Consider the following 19727-nt stretch of genomic DNA (forward strand, 5'->3'; position numbering starts at 1 on the left):
TGTTTTTGTTATGTCTGCTTGAGCTATTTGGCTCTAATAAAAATCTACGTTTGCAGCGTTCATTGAATAAAGCGTTGAAACTTCTGCTTCACCGTCGACATAGCTAATGTCTAGGTTGGAACGTTTACTCGTCAGCTTGCCTTCAATCCACATTGGCGTTGAAAGTGACTCCACTTCGATACCTTGTGGATAGTTGACTAATATCATTTGGTTGGCAGGAGGAGGCGGGGTATGTATACAAGCCCCAGCAGTTGGTACGAACAAGAACTTAGTGACCTTAGAACCGTCGAAGTCGACAGGAGTGATATATCCTGGAACGCGGTGAGTTTCGTCCAAAATCTCATTGTTTACTTGGGTCGCTAACACTTTACGTTGAGCGGTGATTTGTTCACGCAAAGAGAGCAAATGTTCAATATCGACATTGGCTTTTTCTAAGCGAGCCTTAGATTCAACATACTCCTTTCTAAGTTCTTCGGAAGGTGATCCATTTGGGTCACTCTTAGCCTGCAAATATTTAGCGACGTATGCTAAGTCATCAACTTGATTTACGTTTAAAGATTTGAAAGGGTCTTCAATCGTAGCGACATTTGGTCTTAGTTCTTCCCAATAGGTATAAGCGATATCACTGGCGAAAGAAGTAAGTGGAATGATAGAAAATATTGCGCTTAAGAAAAGCTTGCGACTTAAAGAAATCATATTCAAACAGCCATAGAAAATGAAAATAACAGATGTTGAAAATAGCGAGAGTAGGGGCTACCTACTCTCGTTTGGTATTACAGGGTGTTTTTGTAAACTTTCCCGTCTTTCATGATGTATTGGAACTTTTCTTTGTATTGATTAAGCACTTCAATATCTTCAAGAGGGTTACCGTCAATTAGAATTAAATCAGCGTAAGAACCAGCTTCGATTTTACCGAGTGAACCGTATTTGTATGGGTTCATACCGCCACTCCAGCTTAATACTTCTGCAGCATTAGATGTGCCCATCTTCATGATTTCGAACGGGGTAAAGCCTGCCTTTTGCATGTAGGTCATGTTCTCTGCTTGAGCCATGTTGTAAGCAGGGCCGAACATATCACCACCAGTTACAACCAATAGTTCATGCTTCTTCGCCCACTTAAACATTTGCAATGCGCCTTCGTATACGCTGGCTGCTTTTGTTTTTTGGTCTGGGCTAAAGAAAGTAATCGATTCAGGATCTGCGAATGCTTTTAGTGACATAACCGCTTGTGCTGACAATGCCACGCCTTCTTTCTTCATGCGTTTAATTGTGTCTTCAGAAACTAGGAAATTGTGTTCTATAGTTCTGACGCCTGCATCTATCGCACGGTTAACGGAGCGATCGTGATAAGCGTGAACCGTAACGTAAGTGCCGTAGTCTTTTGCAACTTCAACTGCGGTTTCTAATTCCTCTACCGACATTTGAGTCATGTGGATCGGATCAAATTCACTTGCAACGCCACCGCCAGCCATCACTTTGATTTGAGTCGCGCCTGCTCTTAGGTTCTGGCGAACCGCGCGTCGAACCTCTGTCTTACCATCTACGATATAACCCACGCCATGTCTTTCTAGATCGTCAACTGCACCTGGTTGGTCATTGAAGCTACCGGTATCGGCGTGGCCACCAGTTTGGCTAATAAAGCCACCAGAAGGGAAGATTCGTGGGCCGTCGATTAGGCCATTGTTTACAGCTTTCGCTACACCCAGAACGTTACAGCCAGTGTCACGCGCTGTTGTAAAACCTTGTTCAAGATATTGCTGCATAGAGACATAAGTACGTGCACCCATCGCCATTTGGTCGTAATCATCTCGGCCTACGAGCATACCTTCTTGAAAGCAAAGGTGAGAGTGCATATCGATAAGACCAGGGATCATCGTTTTACCCTGACCATCAACGACAGTGGCATCGGCCATTTCGATAGGTGACTCAGAAATTTTGGTGATTTTGTTATCGACAACCAAAACATGATGATCTTCATAAAGTTTGTTGTCAGTACCATTGAAGATATCAACGTTGGTAAACAAAGTGGATGCTGCATTAACTGAGAAAGCTAAAGAGCATGACACTGCGAGGGCTGAAATCTTAAGACTCTTGTGTTTCATTTAGACACCTTTAATTATCCATACGCACGGGTGATCCGCATTGCGTAACAATCCATACTATTGTCAGTGTTACGAAGCTAGCGTGAGTCAATATGAAACATATGTAACTCATTGCTAACATTCATTAACTTAGGAGTAATATTGGCATTCATCAAGGAGAGATAATTGCCATTTGGTGACATTAAGAGCCGAAAATGAAGTGAATTTTATGATTTTTTCGAAATGATAGATTTTCGATACTGACTTGGTGTCATATGGGTCAAGCGTTTGAACGCTCGAGTAAAATGAGCAGAGTCAGAATAGCCCATTCTGGCTGCGATTACGGTTATGGGAAGTGAATCACATTTAATTAGCTCGATCATTTGTTCAAGTACCATACTTTCAATGACTTCGCTGTAAATCGCGCTTTCTTTTTCGAGCTTTCTTTGAATCGTTCTGACGTTAATATTGAGGATCTGAGATGCCATTTTTATAGGGAGCTTTCCCATCGAAAGGTATGGTTTAACTGCAAGTTTAAAGGAGGGTAAGAAACCTGTTATTGCCGTTTTTGAAATGTCGGCCGTAGAAGGACGTTTACGAACTTGGCTCACCGGCGCTTTCATTAATGCCGTAGGTATGTGCAGCGCAGTCACATCCCGCCCCGTAAAAAACTGTGCGTTAGACAGCTCAGGGAGTCGAGCGAAATCCTGATGTTCCTCACTGGTGATTCCGATCTCACTAGGCTGCCATTTGTGATTGGTCAGTGTTCTTAATAACTCAGACATGAAGACGACAGAGAACATTTCCCCATACTTAAACCAAATTTCATCTCTTCCGGTTTTGTCTCTTACTAACCACCATTTTCCCCCTGCGTATTGGGTATACACTTTGGCGTTGCTGGAGTGCTTTTTTAAATGTGTTGAAAACTCGTCTAAGGCTTCCTTTAAAGAGTGGCCTTGAGTAAGTTGAGAAACAAATTTAGGTATGTAGACGTTTTTGCATGCACTCCAGATTAATACTCCGAAGTTTTCACTGGATGTTTTACTGCCCAGTACTTGCATCAAGTTTTTGAGTGTGGATTCCGGTACATGAGAGTAATCGCTTTGAGGAGATTGGATATCTCCGGGAATTTTTGACTCTTTAAGGAGTGAGTAGATGTTTTCATCAATCTCTTTAAATAAACTTACGAAAAATTCGACATGTTCTCTTTCTACGACATGAACGATATCGTGTTTTGGGGTGTGAGTGTGCTGTGAAGTAGGCGACATGAGACAGACGATTTAGCCAAAGTTACTTATTTTATAATCGACTATTGGCGCTCAGTCTAGTGGTATGAGAGGAGTGTTAATGGTTTGGCAAGGAGAGGGCCCCAAAGCCTACGTGTAGACTTTGGGGAAAAGCTTAACTACTGGGCGTAGTTGGGTAGTTCAGAACAGGCTACCTTTTCGCAAAAGTGGAGCATGCTAAATTGCGTAATCAGTAAAAACTCTTTGTCGTTCAGTGGAACGTATTCCATCGAGTCTGAAGAAAGTACAGAGCCTTCACTAATTAAAACCTTCTCATAGAAAGATAATTCACGATTAGGAATAATTTGTTCATGTGTATCTTCATCGAGAGAAATACCATGGTTGTCTATATGGTATGTTCCTGATGATGTAAACCCTACCTGTTTAGATGAAATATAAAGTAAGTCATAATTGTCATTCTTCTTAAACTCTAAATTAATTGATGACTGATTGTATATCTCGTTATTTTCCGGAGTAATAACCGTGGCGGCATTCGCTAAGTAGTGGCCTTTTAATTCAGGCTTGTTTACAAATGTGCTTATCCAGCCAAATACAATTCCAGAAATAGCAGAAAGAAGTAATGTTTTATTTAGATTATTCACAAGTTACTCCTTCAAATTCTCTAGGGAAGCTTAGTGATTTTCCTTCACTGTCTATGATTATTTTGCGATCCTTATATTCATATAGAGTCACATTGTATAGTTTATTAAATGACAGCTCATCTGAATCTAAAGTACAAGTTAAGTAATAGCTTTCAACTAATTCTGATTTATTTACGCTTTTATTTATCTGATTGAAAGTAAAATGCGAAGCAACTGCAGAAGCAATAAATATTAATGAAGCAATAATCAGAGTCTTCGAGCTCTTTTTAGTTTCAACTTGTTCACTCGCTTGCTCTATTTCTTGAGTCGCTTCTGCTCTTCCTTCTTTCACGTCACCAGAAAAGCGATAGCCCTTACCGCGCTCTGTCACGATAATAGAACCGTTTTTGTCTTCTAGTGCTTTTCGGCAAATAGAGATGGTTTGCATCAGGCTACCATCTTCCACAAATATTCCTTTGGAAACCCATACGGTGTCGATTAATACCTGACGGGTGATTACCTCATTTGGATGCTCAAAAAAGAACTTTAAGAGTTCAGATTCGTTAGAACCGATTGGGTAGGTGCGTCCTGTCTTAATGTGGTGGATTTCGCTCTCGGCTAAATCAACCTGGATATCATCATTGACAATAAATTCAGCGGACATTGTTGTTCTCATGGTGGTAAGTGTTCTAACTGAAATATAACAAATGTGAGTAGAAATATAAACAAAGAAGGAGATTAGATATTTATGAGCTAAGTAATTAAATCTAAAGGCGGATTATAGCTCATTGAGCTTTGGTGATAAATGTTTTTGAGGTTGTTTGAGGGTGTTTGAGGTGTCTGAGGGGGCGGGTTATTAGATCATTAACGCATGAAGCTGATTTAGTGGGTGTGGGAAAAGTAGTCAAAACTCTTGCACAGTTTCTGTTGGGCAAATGCCTAAAACGATGAGGTGATTTACTCAAGTACGCAGTATCGAAATCGAATGTACTAAACCCTTTATGAAACCTGAAAGGCAAGTCACTTTAAATTCGAGCCTGCGACAGTCTCTCCAATAACAAGACCCTATTGTCGCATCGCTAAATGCTTAGATAATAAAAAAGGATACGCTTTGTTTAATTATAATAAGTCATATTTATATGGACTAATGGCCATCGCATTATTCGGTTGTCAGTCCGATGATGAATCTAGCAATGACCCTGTCTCGGTTTTTGTTCCTTATAACATTCAAGAATTGCCTAAACCTAATGATGGTTATGGCTACGATAATGATGGCACTATTTCTGGTGTGGGTGAACCGACCGCAGCATTAGCGTCAGATTTTGATGCTTATTATCAGGATTATAATAATTCTTACGCCGCTTTAGATGGCTGGGGGCTATGTGCTGAGCCAATCTTAATTCCATTACAAAGTATAGATTCAAATAAACGTTTTCCTTTAGATGAAAATTCGCTTGAAGGTAACGTGGTACTTATGGATTCTGACGGCAATGAAATTCCTACAGAACTAAGCTCTGACGGTTCAAATGTAATTATACAATGTGAGTCAGGGCTAGAGGAAAATACCGAATATTTTATAGTTGTAACAGATGAAGTTAAAACTGAGTTTGGTGAGTCATTAAAAGCAGATTCTAGTTTTACAGAGCTATTAACTTCACCTGTACCTTTTGATGACCATAATAATATTGATTTAGCGGGGCAGGTTTCTAAAGCCATCTCTCTATTTAAAGGTGATGGAAATCCTGTTTACGCAGCGCAATTTAAAACTCAAAGCTCTTATGCACCATTAGATGCGATGAGAGAGAATCATATTAGTGAGGGTACTCAGTTCTCAAGAGAGATTATCTTGGTTGATGATAATGAGAATGGGGCTAAATATGATTTATACACACAAAAGTTAAAAATACCTTTTTACTTGCCTTTTACGAAAGATCGTGAAGTTGACTGTGCAGTGGATAGGTTTGACATGAAAGAGTCATGCCCACCGCTATATGAATGGATCACCACTGAAAGTGGCGGTTTTCCGACGGCTGCCGATCCCCTTCCTAAGGTCATTGAGTCTGAAATTATTACAACAGATATCTACACACCAGCAGACTGGAATAAAGTAGACAAACTCCCAGTGGTCATTTTTATTCACGGTGTTACTGGTGAAAAAGGTAACGCGTCTCTGATGGCTGAAGATTATACCAGGAAAGGCTACGCCGTTGTTGCAATCGATTTACCTTATCACGGTGAGCGAGTGCGTTGTGAGGGCGGTGAGTGGGAGCGCAATAAGTGTAAATACGATGAGATCAGCGCCAGAGCAAATAAAGCTTACTATATTAATATTGATTCCCCGCTCGCGCTACGTTCTAACTTACAACAGTCTGTTTCAGACAACCTTGGCTTGCGTTATGCGTTAAATTTCGAAGATTGGGTCGACAAGCAGAATATCCATTTGGTTGGGCAATCACTGGGTGGAATCATGTCGGTGATGGTGAGCGAATTCAGTTGGGACGATCAAAACTCTAATACTGGTTTCGAATTTGAAACCGTGAACTTCGTTGTTCCTGGGCAAGGACTCACTAACTTGACTTTGGCTTCCAAAACCCTTGGCCCAGAAATGTCAGAAGGCGTAAAAAAGTCTCCCGACGTTCAGCGCGCAATTGCAGAGACAGTACTCCCAGATATTTGTACGCCTGAAGCGAGCAATGAAGAATGTATTTTGGCTTTAGAAGAATTTGTTGACCAATCGCCAGAAAATAAAGGATTAGTTCAACAGTTGGAAGACGATATCTTTGCTCTGCTTGAGACTGGTTTAAAGCAAGGTGTACAAGCCACTATCGACAGCTCCGATCCGGCTAGCTTTGTATCTCGTCAAAGAGAAAATGATCAACCGACATTGGCGATTGCTGCTGTTGGAGATTGTGGCGAGACATGTGATGTTGGTGTTGATTATGCGGCAGATGTAGTTATTCCTAATTCAGATCCAAATAATATCAGAACAGGAACAGATCCTCTTATAAAAGCGCTCGGCTTAAAGACGATAACGGGTAGCACGGGTATTACCCAATCTGTCACGGACTCTAGAAGGGTTATTCGAGCAACTACAGGCGGGCACGGTACCTATCTATTCCCTTACGATGGGCCAGTTGACGAAAATGGCTTGCCAACTCTACCTAGCCGCACGGATGAAGTGAGTGACGGAGTGACTGAACTTGAGTTTGTTACTGAGGCTACAGATATGCAGCAGGTTGCCGTTGCGTCAATGGTCGAAAGTAAAGGTGTGGAAGTTGTAATTACTAATGAAGATCACATCGAAACAGAGGTGCCTGCAAATGAAGAATAAACTTGTATTTGGTACTGCTGCGCTGCTTGTACCTTGCATTACTAATGCCGCTGGTTTCCAGTTAAATGCCCAGTCTGCGACGGGGCTTGGTAGGGCATTTGCTGGTGATGCGGTTATGGCTGATAGCGCAGCAATCGTTGCCAAAAATAGCGCGGCGATGGCGTATATCGAGCAGCCAATGCTGTCTGTAGGCGCCATCTATATCGACAGTGCTGTTGATGTATCTGACATCAGTTACACACCAAACACGGGGCCAACAGAGTCTTTGGCTGATCAGGATTTAAGTGCTGGCACGTTGGTTCCAAACCTACACTACGTTCATCCACTTACTGATTCGAAAGTCACTCTTGGCGCGACTGTTCATTCTAACTTCGGTACTGATGTCGAGTTCGATGATTCTTTTGAAGCTACAGAGTTTGGGGGGAAAACAGCTCTATCCAGTGTAAATGTGGGTGTTGCATTAGCTTATGAATTATCTGACAAGGTCAACCTTGGTGCAGGGCTAGACGTTATCTATGGTGAAGGTGAGATTCAGCGTCAGGACAAACAACTGCTAAATGTTGATGCAGATGGCTTTGGCCTAGGCGCAAATGTTGGCGCTACGTACCAGGTTAACGAGAGTAATCGCTTTGGATTAACGTATCGTTATAGCCCGGATATTGAAGTCGAAGGGGATATCACCAAAGGCGGGATTCCTGCCGATAAAATGAATGTCCCTCTGCCTGATACATTAGAGTTTTCTGGATGGCATCAGCTTAACCAACAATGGGCGGTTCACTATAGCTTGCAATGGGTACAGTGGTCTGAGTTTGATTCGTTGACGTCTCCTTCTCATACTGACTCGATCAAAGACTATCAGTGGAAAGATGCTGGTCATGCGTCTATTGGCGGTACATATAATATGTCGAAAGACTTAGTGTTACGCGCTGGTTATATGTATGACTTGTCACCAGTTGATGAAGTGACGTCTTTGTCTATTCCGGATGTAAATCGTCATTGGTTCACAGTCGGCGGAACGTACCATTTAACCGCTTCTAGCTCTGTCGATCTTGGGCTTGGTTTCATCGTCGGTGAAAATGATCAAGTTGATGAGAGCCTAGAGGTGACTTCGGTAACCAATGTGACGGCAGACGTAACTGCCAATGCATTGCTGTTTGGACTCCAATATCAACATCGTTTCTAACCCTTTCACTTAAAAACTTAAACACAATGGGCTCAATAGTGACATTGAGCCCACACTTGAACTAATAGCTGTTATTAGCCAGGACATAATTAGCTGGAAGCTTTTTAGTTAACAATAGCTGCTTAAGAAAAGCGTTTTGATTCAGATGGTTGAAACGACTTATGGTAATTGAAGATGAAATTTAACAAGCTTAGTAAAACCATTTGTTTGGCGTTGTTTGCCTTACACGCCACTCCTTCATTTGCTGAAGAATCTACCTTGATTCCGGTAACTATTGAAAAAGCACACGCGCAGGCTTTTAGCTCTGCTATTACAGAAGTTGGTAAGATTCGAGCAACAGATTCAGCAGCGCTAACGTTTAGTGCATCTGAAAAAATTCAAACAATTCACTTTAGCGATGGTGACGCAGTAAAGAAAGGCGAGTTAATTGCTCAGCTTGATAATACGACAGCAAAAGCGGATTTAGACAAGGCCCGTAGCTCACTGGCTCTTGCTCAGTCTAAATTAGAACGCGTACAAGAATTATTGAAGAAACAACCAGACTCTATGTCGCAGCAAGATGTAGAAGAATTAAAAGAACAAGCGAACTTAGCAGAAGCTGACTTTCGCCAAAAACAAGCATTGATGAACAACTATCTGTTGATTGCGCCTTTTGATGGTCAGCTAACCAACTTTAGCCATTCAGTTGGAGCGCGAATTGATAGTTCGACAGCTTTAGTCAGCCTGATTAAGTTAGACCCTGTTGAAGTACAGTATTCAATTGGCCAATCAGATCTCGGGAATGCCAAGTTAGGGCAACACGTATCTATCAACGTCGACGCATTTTCAGATGAGTCATTCTCAGGTGTGGTGGACTACATTGCTCCTGCTGTCGATGAGAGCTCAGGTCGAGTTGAAGTTCATGCTCACGTGACTAACCCGGAACATAGACTGGTTCCAGGAATGTTCGCAAAAGTAAACCAAGTTACCAGTGAAGACTCACAACAGATGGTGGTTTCGCAAAATGCTGTTCAGGCAAAAGATGCCCAACGTTTTGTGTGGGTAGTGAATGGCCAAAACATTGAGCAACGCTTTGTAAAGCTAGGGGTTAACACTAATGACGGTTATGTCGTCGTCGAAAAGGGCCTTAAGCTTGGAGAAAGCGTTGTGATTACAGGTCAGCAGAACCTGCGTCGAGAGTCACTAGTTAAAGTCATGAATCCACAAGCGAGACAAAAAGTAGTTATTTCAGAGCCTGTGGAGAGTGAATTAAACAGCAGTCAGGAACCTGTTGTTTGGAACGACTCAACTTTAGAAGTTGAACATGATTTGCTAGAGTCAGAATCAGGCGCTGAAAGCTCAATTAAAGCCGTAACTGAAAAAGTTCAGGCGAACGACAAACCAAGCAAGGAAGCTTCTTCAGAGGAGATCGTGAATGAAGCTTCCTGAGATTTGTATTAAACACCCTGTATTTGCATCGGTTCTGAGCATTGCCATTGTGCTGCTTGGAATGTTGTCATTTCAGAAACTATCGATTCAATATTTCCCAGAACATAAAACGCCTTCTGCCACCGTGACCGCCGCGATTAATGGAGCAAGTGCAGAGTTTATGTCGCGTAATGTGGCAGACAAATTGATTACTGCCGCTACTGGTTTAGACAGCGTGAAAACCATGACGACAGATTGTCAGGAAGGAACTTGTAGTCTCAAAATCATGTTCGAAGATGACATCAACGAAGTGGAATACACAAGTTTGATGAATAACCTTCGAAGCAGCGTTGAAGGGATCAGTGACTTCCCACCGAGTATGACGGATACGCCAACGGTGACGGATGATTCTTCAGACACCAGCATGCCGAGTAATGTAATTACGTTCGTAAATTCTGGTGGTATGTCGAAGCAGCAAATGTACGATTACATTAGCCAACAAGTTGTGCCTCAGTTTAAGCACATCCAAGGGGTTGGTGGCATTTGGGGGCCTTATGGTGGCAGTTCGAAGGCGGTGCGAGTGTGGTTGCAACCTGATCGAATGATGGCACTTAACATGAGTGCTTCTGATGTTGTGGGCACGTTGAGTTCTTACAACGCGACGTTTACCGCGGGTACGATTAAGGGGCAGGTACGTGACTTTTCAATTAACCCTGTAAACCAAGTTACAAGCGTTGATGATGTAAGAGACTTAGTAGTTCGCGTTGATAACGGTAAGATCATCCGCATAGGTGATATTGCTGAAGTCAAAATGGATGAAGAGAGTCTAACGCCAAGTATTTTGCGGGTTGACGAAAAGCTTGCGATGTCTATCCAAGTGTTACCGCTTAAAAGCGAAAACCCAGTAACTGTGGCGAATAAAGTTAAAAAGCAAATTGAGATGATTCAGCCTCAATTACCTGATGGTATTGAGATGAAAATGGTATACAACCAAGCGGATTTCATCAAAGCAGCTATCGATCAAGGCTTTATGACATTAATTGAAGCTATCGTATTAGTGTCGGCGGTCGTTGTACTTTTCCTTGGTTCGATTCGAGTCGCTTCTATTCCTATTATTACCATTCCTGTTTGTGTCATCGGTGTATTTGCGGTGATGTCGCTGCTTGGTTTTAGTATTAATGTACTTACGATCCTCGCTATTATCCTGGCGATAGGCTTGGTAGTCGATGATGCGATTGTTGTAGCCGAGAACTGTTATCGTCATATTGAAGAAGGGGAAACGCCTTTCAATGCAGCCCTTAAAGGCTGTCGAGAAATTGTATTCCCAGTTATTGCGATGACACTGACTCTTGCTGTGGTGTACTTACCAATTGGTTTGATGTCGGGTTTGACTGCAGACCTGTTTAGACAGTTCGCATTCACATTAGCGGCCGCGGTCATTATCTCTGGCTTTGTTGCACTGACGCTTTCGCCAATGATGAGCGCATATCTAATGAAACCGGTATCAACGCCACCAAAATGGTTCCAAAAGGTAGACAGTAAACTGAACAGCTTGTCAGATGTTTACACCAAAGAATTGAACAAGTGGTTTGATCGTAAAGCATTGATGAGCGGTATCGCACTTTTTCTGATCGCCTTGTCTGCCATAGCAGTTTGGAAGATGCCACAGGTATTATTGCCAACAGAAGATACGGGCTTTGTTGAAGTAGCGTCGACACCGCCAACAGGGGTAGGACGTCAATATCACTTAGATAACAATCAACAGCTAAATAGTGTCTTTGCAGGGAATAACTCCGTAGAAGCGAACCTCTCTTATATCGAAGGTACACCGACTAACCACGTATTACTAAAACCTTGGGGTGAAAGAGAGAAGAGCGCGGATGAGCTAGTCAATGAATTCATCGCAACTGCGCAAAGCTCGGTTTCGGCATACGGGATGTCTTTTAAAGTCCGCTCAGCTGACAATTTGAGTATTGCGACCAATATGATTCTGGAACTGACAACCGTTAATCGAGATACAAAAGCGCTGTCAGAAACCGCTCATGAGGTGGTTAAAGTGCTAGAAAGCTATGAAGGCGTGACCAACATTAAGAACTCAATGTTGCGTGACCAACTACGCTACGATTTGTCTATCGATAGAAATGCGATCGTTTTGTCTGGTGTTGATTACGGAAACGTAACCAATGCGCTTTCGACTTTCTTAGGCTCGGTTAAGGCTGCGGACTTGCAAGCCGATGATGGTTATACCTACCCAATCCAGGTTCAGGTGAATCGTAATGACTTAGGAGATTTTAAAGTTCTCGATAAGCTGTACGTTGATTCGCAATCTGGTCAACGATTACCGTTGTCTCAATTCGTGTCTATTAAGCAAGTGACTTCAGAGTCGAACTTTAAAACCTTTATGGGTAAAGACAGCGCTGAAATTACTGCGGACTTGATGCCGGGGTATACGGCAAGTGATGTACGAGCTTATATCGATGAAAACGTACCGAGCTTACTGAAACCTGCTCAGAATTATGAGTTCAATGGTGTGGTGAAAGATCTCGTTGATTCAAGTGCTGGCGCACAAGTGTTGTTTGTCTTGGCTTTGATTTTCATTTTCTTAATCCTAGCCGCTCAGTTCGAAAGTTTCGTTGATCCGATGATTATCTTGTTAACCGTACCATTATGTATTGTGGGCGCGATCTTAACGCTTTCTGTATTTGGTCAGAGCCTAAATATTTACTCAAAAATTGGCTTGTTGACGCTAGTCGGGCTGGTCACCAAGCATGGTATTTTGTTAGTAGAGTTCGCGAATGAAAAACGCAAAGCTGGAGCGAGCGCAAAAGAAGCAGCGATCAGCAGTGCGCGTTCTCGTTTACGTCCAATTTTAATGACGTCTCTTACCATGATTCTTGGTTCATTACCGCTGGCATTGGCGGATGGTCCAGGCTCGCTAGGTCGTGTAAACATCGGTCTGGTGCTTGTCGGCGGCCTGTCAGTCGGAACATTCTTCTCATTGTTCTTAGTGCCAGTAGCGTATGTCGGAATGGCCAACTTGAAAGAGTTTGATATCTTGACTCGCTTGAGAAGTAAAGCGGCGTAGTAGTGATACGAGAAAGTAACAAATAAAAAGGCCCTCAGTTGAGGGCCTTTTAGTTATTTGGGGAGAACGAAGTGGATAGAGAAGGTGTGCTAGTAGAGTTAGATGTGTTTACTTGAAAACTAAAAATCATAGTTGAGATTCATAGAGCTGTAGATTTCACTGTTACTTTGGTCAGAGGCTACCGTGGTGTTGTAGATATACTCGGTGTCAAAGGTGAGTGCTAAATTTCCCATCAATATATTCTTCAAATACCCTTTAACGTTGTAGTTGGTATTATCTTCACCGTACGCAACGTTTATGGTTGAGCCAACCGAAAAGGTGTCCGTAAATTGAATCGAACCATCAATGTTACCACTTGCAATTAACTCGTAGTTTTCTTCATTTGGAAACTCTTCGTCGAAAGATTGGCGGACACTGATTCGATAACCTGGGCCGGCAGACGCTTGAAGAATAATTTTTTCAGTATCGTAGAAATGGCGACCAAAACCCGTCATGGTGATCGATTGTTTTCGGTAGGTACCGAAATGGTCTTGCTCAAATCGAGAAGCGGCCACTACATAGGTTTTTTCGGTTAAATCGTAAGTTATACCGTAGTTAATGGTATATCTGTTGGTTCCATCTTCGCCTTCTTCTGCATCCGTATAATAGGTATCGAACTGGATTCGATGTCCCCAATCTTCTTCTTTGTATCCTACCGACACACCTGTGTTAACAGACAAGGAGGTCGTGGTGTTTTGGGAGTAAATGAACCCTAATTTAGTCAATCGAGTGAAAGGGGACTCTTCTTCGGCTTCTGCGAAAACAGAAACCGATATTGGTAGAGACAAGGCACATACAGCGAATTGTTTAATATTCATAGCGTTTCGAGTTGATCGTTAGAATAGAAAGGTTAAGAAGTCAGCAGATGGTTCCAAAGGTGTGGATATCGGTTTAAACCCGTCTTCACGCTTTTCATCGAAGTGCTCGAAATGAATAAAATTAGACACCAGCGTTGAAGCTGAATCATGTTCAAGATCTAAGCTGTTAAGTAACATTCGTTCGAAATGGGCCGCAAATATGGTTTGGTCTAAATTGCTGGTACTGGACTCTTGTACATTCACCTTCACATGGTTGTCAGGAAGAATGGCAAACACATCTAATGCTACTTTTAGTGCGCTGCTGTAAACATACTCTTTGTAAATCTCATTACGCTTTTCAATCGATAGGGATTCGTGTTTTAGCTCACCTTGAAAGAGCGATTTCTGCTTCTGAGGGACGACATTATCTTTATCGATTTTCACATTCACCTCCAAGCTATAGCCATTTTTGTATTCGCAGCCATTTGGGGTGATAAGTGAAACGCCTCTAATCTTGTGGACGTTGACTTCATCGAGTAATAAACGAAGTGCCTCAAGTTTAGATTCGTTGTCGTTGTTTAATACGTTTTTAGATAATTTGGTATTTTTTAGCCAATGTGAGTAGTCGTTTTCCCAAGTTCTTAGTTGGTTTTGATAGTGTTCGATGTCTTTGTTGGTTGAGGATTCGATGTCACGAATTAAACTCTCTAGTTGGCGGTTTTTGTTGGTGAAATTGCTTAACCACCCTGATTGATGATGGCTGTGGAGTTCAGCAAGCGCCTTAGACTTATTCGCGAATCTAATGACTGGCATTTCGGGCGCACGTTTACTGGCAATAGCAGCCCAATCGATTTTGCTGGTCATTATTGTATGTAGAGATTGGATGATAGTGACATGTTCGTTGAACAGGTTTACTTCATCGGCTGATTTTTGAAGTGCTTGTACGCTCATTGTGTTCGATAACTGCCTAAACTTAAGAAATAGGCTAGTTATTTTATTTCGGAAGGTACAAGTTAACGTTGAAATCAATATGAATGATCATTAGTGAGATAAATTGAGAACTTCTTAAGGTTGCTTAGCTTATATTGATTTTTCTTGGTGCATAAAAACGACGTTGAAAGTCTTTGTCCAACAAAACGATAACAGAAAGCTGACGTTCGTATTTACTGGCTAACGTATGTTGGTAGAAACGTTAGTTGAGGAAGGGGCGAAACTGTTTGTCTCTTTTTCACTGCTGATATCGAACTACCCAAACAGGTGAATAACTTTTATGGATGAAAGCAAAATAGAAAGGATAGTAGAGTCTCAGCGTTACGGCTTTGGGACAGTAAACGGCCAACAATCGATGCCACTTCAGCAGCAGTTGAAAAGCAATGCCTATACTCACCGTGCAATACTCGAATTACCTTCGACATCAGAACAGTTGCTCACGATGGATAAAAATCATCAAGAGCGGAAAAAGGCGGCAAAACAGCCAGATAAAAAGAAACAAATTCAAAAACAGATTCGTGAGTTTTCTCAGCAAAGTTATCGTCAATCTGTTCAAGCTAGGCATCTACAAACTTCAACAACGTCCGTCGATTTTCAAGAGCGGCTCATTCAATTTTGGAGTAACCACTTTGCGGTGTCTGCAGATACGCAAAAAATTCGCCCGATAGTGTCTGGTATTGAGAATGAAGTCATTCGTTCTTCATGGTCGGGAAATTTTTCAGACATGCTCGTCAAAGTCTGCAAGCATCCAACAATGCTAATGTTTCTTGATAATCATATTTCAGTGGGTCCTAACTCCAAGCGTGGTAATAAGTCTAAACGTGGGTTGAATGAAAATCTCGCGAGGGAAATCATGGAGCTTCATACTCTAGGGGTATCAAGCTCTTACACTCAACAAGATGTGATTCAACTAGCCAAGGCGTTAACTGGTTGGTCAGTGCGTTTCCGCGAGCCTATCCCTGGCTTTACGTTTAACCCAAATACACATGAACCAGGGACCTTTACCGTTTTTGGCCGTCAGTATCATGCTGCTGATAAACCTCAGCAGTCTTATCGACAGGCCGAACAGTGTTTACGCGATTTAGCGTTACATAAGGATACCGCTCAACACCTATCTACCAAATTGACGCAACACTTTTGGGGCGAGACACCACAAGAGGTCATTGATGATCTGGCTGACGTCTATTTGCAGTTCAAAGGGGAGTTAATGCCAGTTTATCAAGCGCTAATCAATCATCCTTATGGGCAAGTGATAACGCCGCTACGATATAGAACCCCACAAGAGTGGTATTTCGCCTTAGTTCGAAGTGTGGAGTTGCCTATTCCCGAGAAGCGCTCGCTCAATTTTTTGAGGATTCTGGGGCAGCAACCATTTATGGCGGGATCGCCTGCCGGCTGGCCTGACAGAGACCAAGATTACAACAGCCCATCAGGCCTGACTCAAAGGTGGAACGTGGCCGATCAAATGACTCATTTGGTCGTTAAACATTTAAAAGAGCAGAATGCCGATATAAACCAATGGTTTAACGGTGCTGTTGACAATCTATACGGCTCGGATCTCGATGAGCATACTCAAGTTCTGTTGGCTAAAACTAAGAACATAAAAACCAAGTTACTGCTGATTTGGCTTAGCCCGCAATTTCAATATCGATAGGTGGCAACATGACTAAAGTGACAACAACAACCTCGCCAACTTCGATGAAATTGAGCAGACGAAAGGTACTCAAAGCGCTTGCCGGAGTGAGCGTGAATGCGGCGTTGGGCTTAAGTGCCTTGGCTCCTACTTTATCTTTTGCACAAACGGATTCAAAAAACATACTCATATGGATCACGTTACGCGGTGCGATGGACGGATTGAACGTCGTGGTTCCACATGGAGATTCCGACTATCAAAGTCATCGACCAAGCATCCATTTAAAGCCGAGTCAGACTAATTCGCTTGATTCGTTCTTTGGTTTACACCCTGCGTTAACCCATACCTATGATCTGTACCAAAAGGGTGAGGCGGCTTTCATTCATGCAGCGGCTACACAATATCGTTCGCGTTCTCATTTTGATGGGCAAAAAGTATTAGAAAACGGTACAAGCGATCCTTATGAGAGAACAGGCTGGCTTAATCGAGCAATACAAATTCATGATCGTTTTGAAGCAATTGCAATAGATTCTGGTTCCCCACTTATTCTGCAGGGCGACAAGCAAGTGAGTAGCTGGTACCCAAATAATTTGAAAATGCGCGAACAGCAAGTACAGCTGCTTGAAGAACTTTTTCAAAGTGATGAAAAGCTCTCTGCTAATTTTGAACAAGTGCTGATGATCGAGAATATGACGGGAGAATCAGTTAATGGTCGACAATTTAAAGCGCTGGCGACTCAAGCTGGTCACTTTCTGCAGTCTGAAGCTGGACCAAACATAGCGGTACTGGAATTAGGCGGTTGGGATACGCATTCTGCGCAAGGTTCGGTGCAGGGAAGGCTGGCAAACCAGCTCAAAAAACTCGATATTGGAATAAGTGCATTGAAAACAACACTTGGAGATGCTTGGCAACGTACAACGCTTATAGCCGCTAGTGAGTTTGGCCGAACTGTGGAAGAGAATGGAACGAAAGGAACCGATCATGGAACGGGGAATGCGTTGATGTTGGCTGGTGGAGCAATAAAAGGTGGTAAGGTTATTGCCAATTGGCCTGGTCTTGCAAAAGCAGACTTGTATCAGGAGCGGGACTTAAAACCGACAACCAATACCAATGATGTCATTGCAGAAGTTCTGAACCAACATCTCGGCTTCTCCAGTTCTGATATATCTAAGATATTCCCAGGTTCATCGATTGTAGAACGTGGAGATGCGCTGAAACTCTTTAAGACGAGTTAGTTCTGTTTCTTTAATACATTGAACGATAGCGAGATTGCTATAACAAAAAGCCCGCTCATGGCGGGCTTTGTGGTACTTACTTTCCAGCGAAAGGTGTCAAAGTGTGAATTAAAGGTCTTCACCATAAATATCAAATGAAAAATACTTCGCGGCGATCTTGTCGTAGGTACCATTTTCGCGAATAGAAACAATCGCTTTATTGAATTTGTCAGCTAATGCCTCGTCACGCTGTCTAAGTGCTAGAGCCGTTCCTTCACCAATGTAGGCTTTATCGGTCACGGGCTTACCTTTGAACTCAAAGTTCGCACCTTCATTTTTATCTAAAAAGGCCAAGGACAGTTGATCGGAATTACCAAAGGTAGCGTCAAGTCTTCCATTTTGTAGGTCTAAATAGACTTCATCTTGCCCGGTGTAACGTTTAATCGTTGCCACGCTACCGTATAGGTCGGTGACGTAACGATCATGGATTGTCCCTTGTTGTACACCGATGGTTTTGTCTTCAAGCCCTGTGTTATCAATGCTAAAAGCGGCAGATTTCAAAGCGACAAAACGAGCGGGGGTTTGGTAGTACTTATTGGTAAACAGTACTTTTTGCTTACGCTCATCGGTAATTCTCATTGACGCCATAATGACGTCTGACTTGCGTGCCAACAGGCTAGGTATAAGCGCATCCCAACTTTGCGAAACCCATGTACACTCTAATTTAGCTTCAGCACATAAAGCGTCTGCGATTTCGATGTCGAAACCTACGGGTTTACCTTCACTATTTTTATAGTTGAATGGTGGATAGGTAAAATCGGAAGCTAATCTGACTTCCTTCGCCTGAACTGCTGAACAGAGTAATGTAGTGGCACATGCAATGCCTAACGCGAATTTCTTCATTTTGTCGTTCCTTGTTGAGGTTTTACAGTACCGTTTTTTGAGTACTGAGTCAGCGTTTCTAAGACTTCTTGCATACTTTCTTTTGAACCAATACTGATTCTCACACAATGCTGTAGGGCAGGTTCATGATGCTGATTTCGAGTGACAATTCCGTTCTCTTTCAAAGCTTCAAACAAATCAAAGTCTTGCTTAACTTTCAGTAACACGAAATTCGTCGACGAAGGGTAAACCTGTTCGATGAAGTCAAATTCTTTTAATGAGGTTCTGAACTGCTCGCGAATGGCTATCAGGTTTTGTGTCGCAGTCATTACCTTGTCAATGCCTTCGCTAGAGAGCGCATCCAATACAATTTTTGAAGAGCAATCCGGCATAGGATACGGAGGCACTAGCTTCGCTACGTAACTCATGGCTTCCGTGCTTGCCAGAATAAAACCGCATCTTACTGCAGCTAAGCCAAAGGCTTTGGAAAGCGTGCGAATAACGATCAAGTTCGGATATTGATCAATCAGATCAGCCACACTTGTGCTTAGTTCAAATTCAATGTAAGCCTCGTCCACCACAACCAGTGAGTTGTCTTTCGTTCCTTCTAAAATTTGGATGATGTCGGGTTTGGGAATGACATTACCCGTAGGGTTGTTCGGCGAACAAAGAAAGACGATATTGGTTTGTGGTGATTGCTTAATGATTTGTTCAACATCTAGGTTGAAGTCACTTTTAAGTGGGACATCAACCGTTTCGATGGCGAGTGCATCGGAACAAAACTGGTACATCGCGTAGGTAGGTGAGCAAATAAGAATCTTGTCTTTACCTGGCTGACAGAAGGTGCGAATAATTAAATCTATCGCTTCATCAGCGCCTCTAACCGCCATGGTGCCTACCTCTAGATTTAGGTAGTTCTGATAAGCTTTACAGATATCTTGTGGCAGAAAGTCTGGATAGCGATTGTAACTAAGATCGTTAGCTCCTAAGCCTAAGGACTGTTCCAGTTCATTTGCGTTTAGCCAGATCCTTCCATCGCCGCCAATTCGTCTAGCGGATTGATAAGGTATTAATTTTTTTACCGCCTCTGGGACGAGTTTAGCAATGCAATCAGTCAATTTACTTTCCTTGAATACACTTACTCTTAGCTTTAATGTGACTTGTTAGTCATTTTATCGAGTAAATATGGCGTTTATAATCATAAGTATTGCTTGAATA

General features: G+C 42.4%; 15 protein-coding genes. 6 read left to right on the forward strand and 9 right to left on the reverse strand.

From position 1 onward, the window contains the following. Positions 1-33: 33 nt before the first annotated feature. The 5 genes from ELZ11_RS18895 to ELZ11_RS18915 all read right to left on the reverse strand — a co-directional run bounded on the left by ELZ11_RS18895 (position 34) and on the right by ELZ11_RS18915 (position 4612). Complete coding sequence (locus ELZ11_RS18895) at positions 34-696, reverse strand: DUF3299 domain-containing protein (RefSeq protein WP_137358934.1); 663 nt, start codon at positions 694-696, stop codon at positions 34-36. A gap of 77 nt (positions 697-773) precedes the next feature. Next, positions 774-2102: a metal-dependent hydrolase family protein gene (locus tag ELZ11_RS18900; protein ID WP_137358935.1), complete on the reverse strand. Its 1329-nt coding sequence runs from the start codon at positions 2100-2102 to the stop codon at positions 774-776. Between the two features lie 206 nt (positions 2103-2308). After that, on the reverse strand, positions 2309-3349 hold the full coding sequence (locus ELZ11_RS18905) for a helix-turn-helix domain-containing protein (RefSeq protein WP_137358936.1): 1041 nt from the start codon (positions 3347-3349) through the stop codon (positions 2309-2311). Between the two features lie 137 nt (positions 3350-3486). Continuing rightward, a complete protein-coding gene (locus ELZ11_RS18910; protein ID WP_137358937.1) occupies positions 3487-3969 on the reverse strand; it encodes a hypothetical protein in 483 nt (160 codons plus the stop codon). Continuing rightward, positions 3962-4612, reverse strand: coding sequence for a winged helix-turn-helix domain-containing protein (locus ELZ11_RS18915; protein WP_137358938.1), 651 nt, complete (start codon positions 4610-4612; stop codon positions 3962-3964). Before ELZ11_RS18915 ends, ELZ11_RS18910 begins: the two co-directional genes overlap by 8 nt. A gap of 447 nt (positions 4613-5059) precedes the next feature. Here ELZ11_RS18915 and ELZ11_RS18920 point away from each other — a divergent pair, with 447 nt between their 5' ends. The 4 genes from ELZ11_RS18920 (at position 5060) to ELZ11_RS18935 (ending at position 12954) form a co-directional block, all read left to right on the forward strand. Beyond that, the gene (locus tag ELZ11_RS18920; protein WP_244291685.1) at positions 5060-7279 is read left to right on the forward strand and encodes a lipase; all 2220 of its coding nucleotides are present in this window, start codon (positions 5060-5062) and stop codon (positions 7277-7279) included. Then, a complete protein-coding gene (locus ELZ11_RS18925; protein ID WP_137358939.1) occupies positions 7269-8462 on the forward strand; it encodes an outer membrane protein transport protein in 1194 nt (397 codons plus the stop codon). Before ELZ11_RS18920 ends, ELZ11_RS18925 begins: the two co-directional genes overlap by 11 nt. Positions 8463-8636: 174 nt before the next feature. Next, positions 8637-9890: an efflux RND transporter periplasmic adaptor subunit gene (locus ELZ11_RS18930; RefSeq protein WP_137358940.1), complete on the forward strand. Its 1254-nt coding sequence runs from the start codon at positions 8637-8639 to the stop codon at positions 9888-9890. Further along, the gene (locus ELZ11_RS18935) at positions 9877-12954 is read left to right on the forward strand and encodes an efflux RND transporter permease subunit (RefSeq protein ID WP_137358941.1); all 3078 of its coding nucleotides are present in this window, start codon (positions 9877-9879) and stop codon (positions 12952-12954) included. Before ELZ11_RS18930 ends, ELZ11_RS18935 begins: the two co-directional genes overlap by 14 nt. Before the next feature lie 119 nt (positions 12955-13073). Here ELZ11_RS18935 and ELZ11_RS18940 read toward each other — a convergent pair whose 3' ends face one another. After that, complete coding sequence (locus ELZ11_RS18940) at positions 13074-13811, reverse strand: DUF481 domain-containing protein (protein WP_137358942.1); 738 nt, start codon at positions 13809-13811, stop codon at positions 13074-13076. An 18-nt stretch (positions 13812-13829) separates the two neighbouring features. Continuing rightward, positions 13830-14741, reverse strand: a complete 912-nt coding sequence (locus ELZ11_RS18945; RefSeq protein WP_137358943.1) for a hypothetical protein — start codon at positions 14739-14741, stop codon at positions 13830-13832. Between the two features lie 319 nt (positions 14742-15060). On the opposite strand from ELZ11_RS18945, the gene ELZ11_RS18950 reads away from it, so the two are divergent. After that, complete coding sequence (locus tag ELZ11_RS18950) at positions 15061-16434, forward strand: DUF1800 domain-containing protein (protein ID WP_137358944.1); 1374 nt, start codon at positions 15061-15063, stop codon at positions 16432-16434. Between the two features lie 8 nt (positions 16435-16442). After that, complete coding sequence (locus tag ELZ11_RS18955) at positions 16443-17648, forward strand: DUF1501 domain-containing protein (protein WP_137358945.1); 1206 nt, start codon at positions 16443-16445, stop codon at positions 17646-17648. A gap of 108 nt (positions 17649-17756) precedes the next feature. Here ELZ11_RS18955 and ELZ11_RS18960 read toward each other — a convergent pair whose 3' ends face one another. Then, positions 17757-18530, reverse strand: a complete 774-nt coding sequence (locus tag ELZ11_RS18960; RefSeq protein ID WP_137358946.1) for an ABC transporter substrate-binding protein — start codon at positions 18528-18530, stop codon at positions 17757-17759. Beyond that, the gene (hisC, locus tag ELZ11_RS18965) at positions 18527-19627 is read right to left on the reverse strand and encodes a histidinol-phosphate transaminase (RefSeq protein WP_137358947.1); all 1101 of its coding nucleotides are present in this window, start codon (positions 19625-19627) and stop codon (positions 18527-18529) included. Before hisC ends, ELZ11_RS18960 begins: the two co-directional genes overlap by 4 nt. Between the last annotated feature and the right edge of the window lie 100 nt (positions 19628-19727).

It is taken from the genome of Vibrio profundi (assembly GCF_005281835.1).
Classification (GTDB): domain Bacteria; phylum Pseudomonadota; class Gammaproteobacteria; order Enterobacterales; family Vibrionaceae; genus Vibrio; species Vibrio profundi.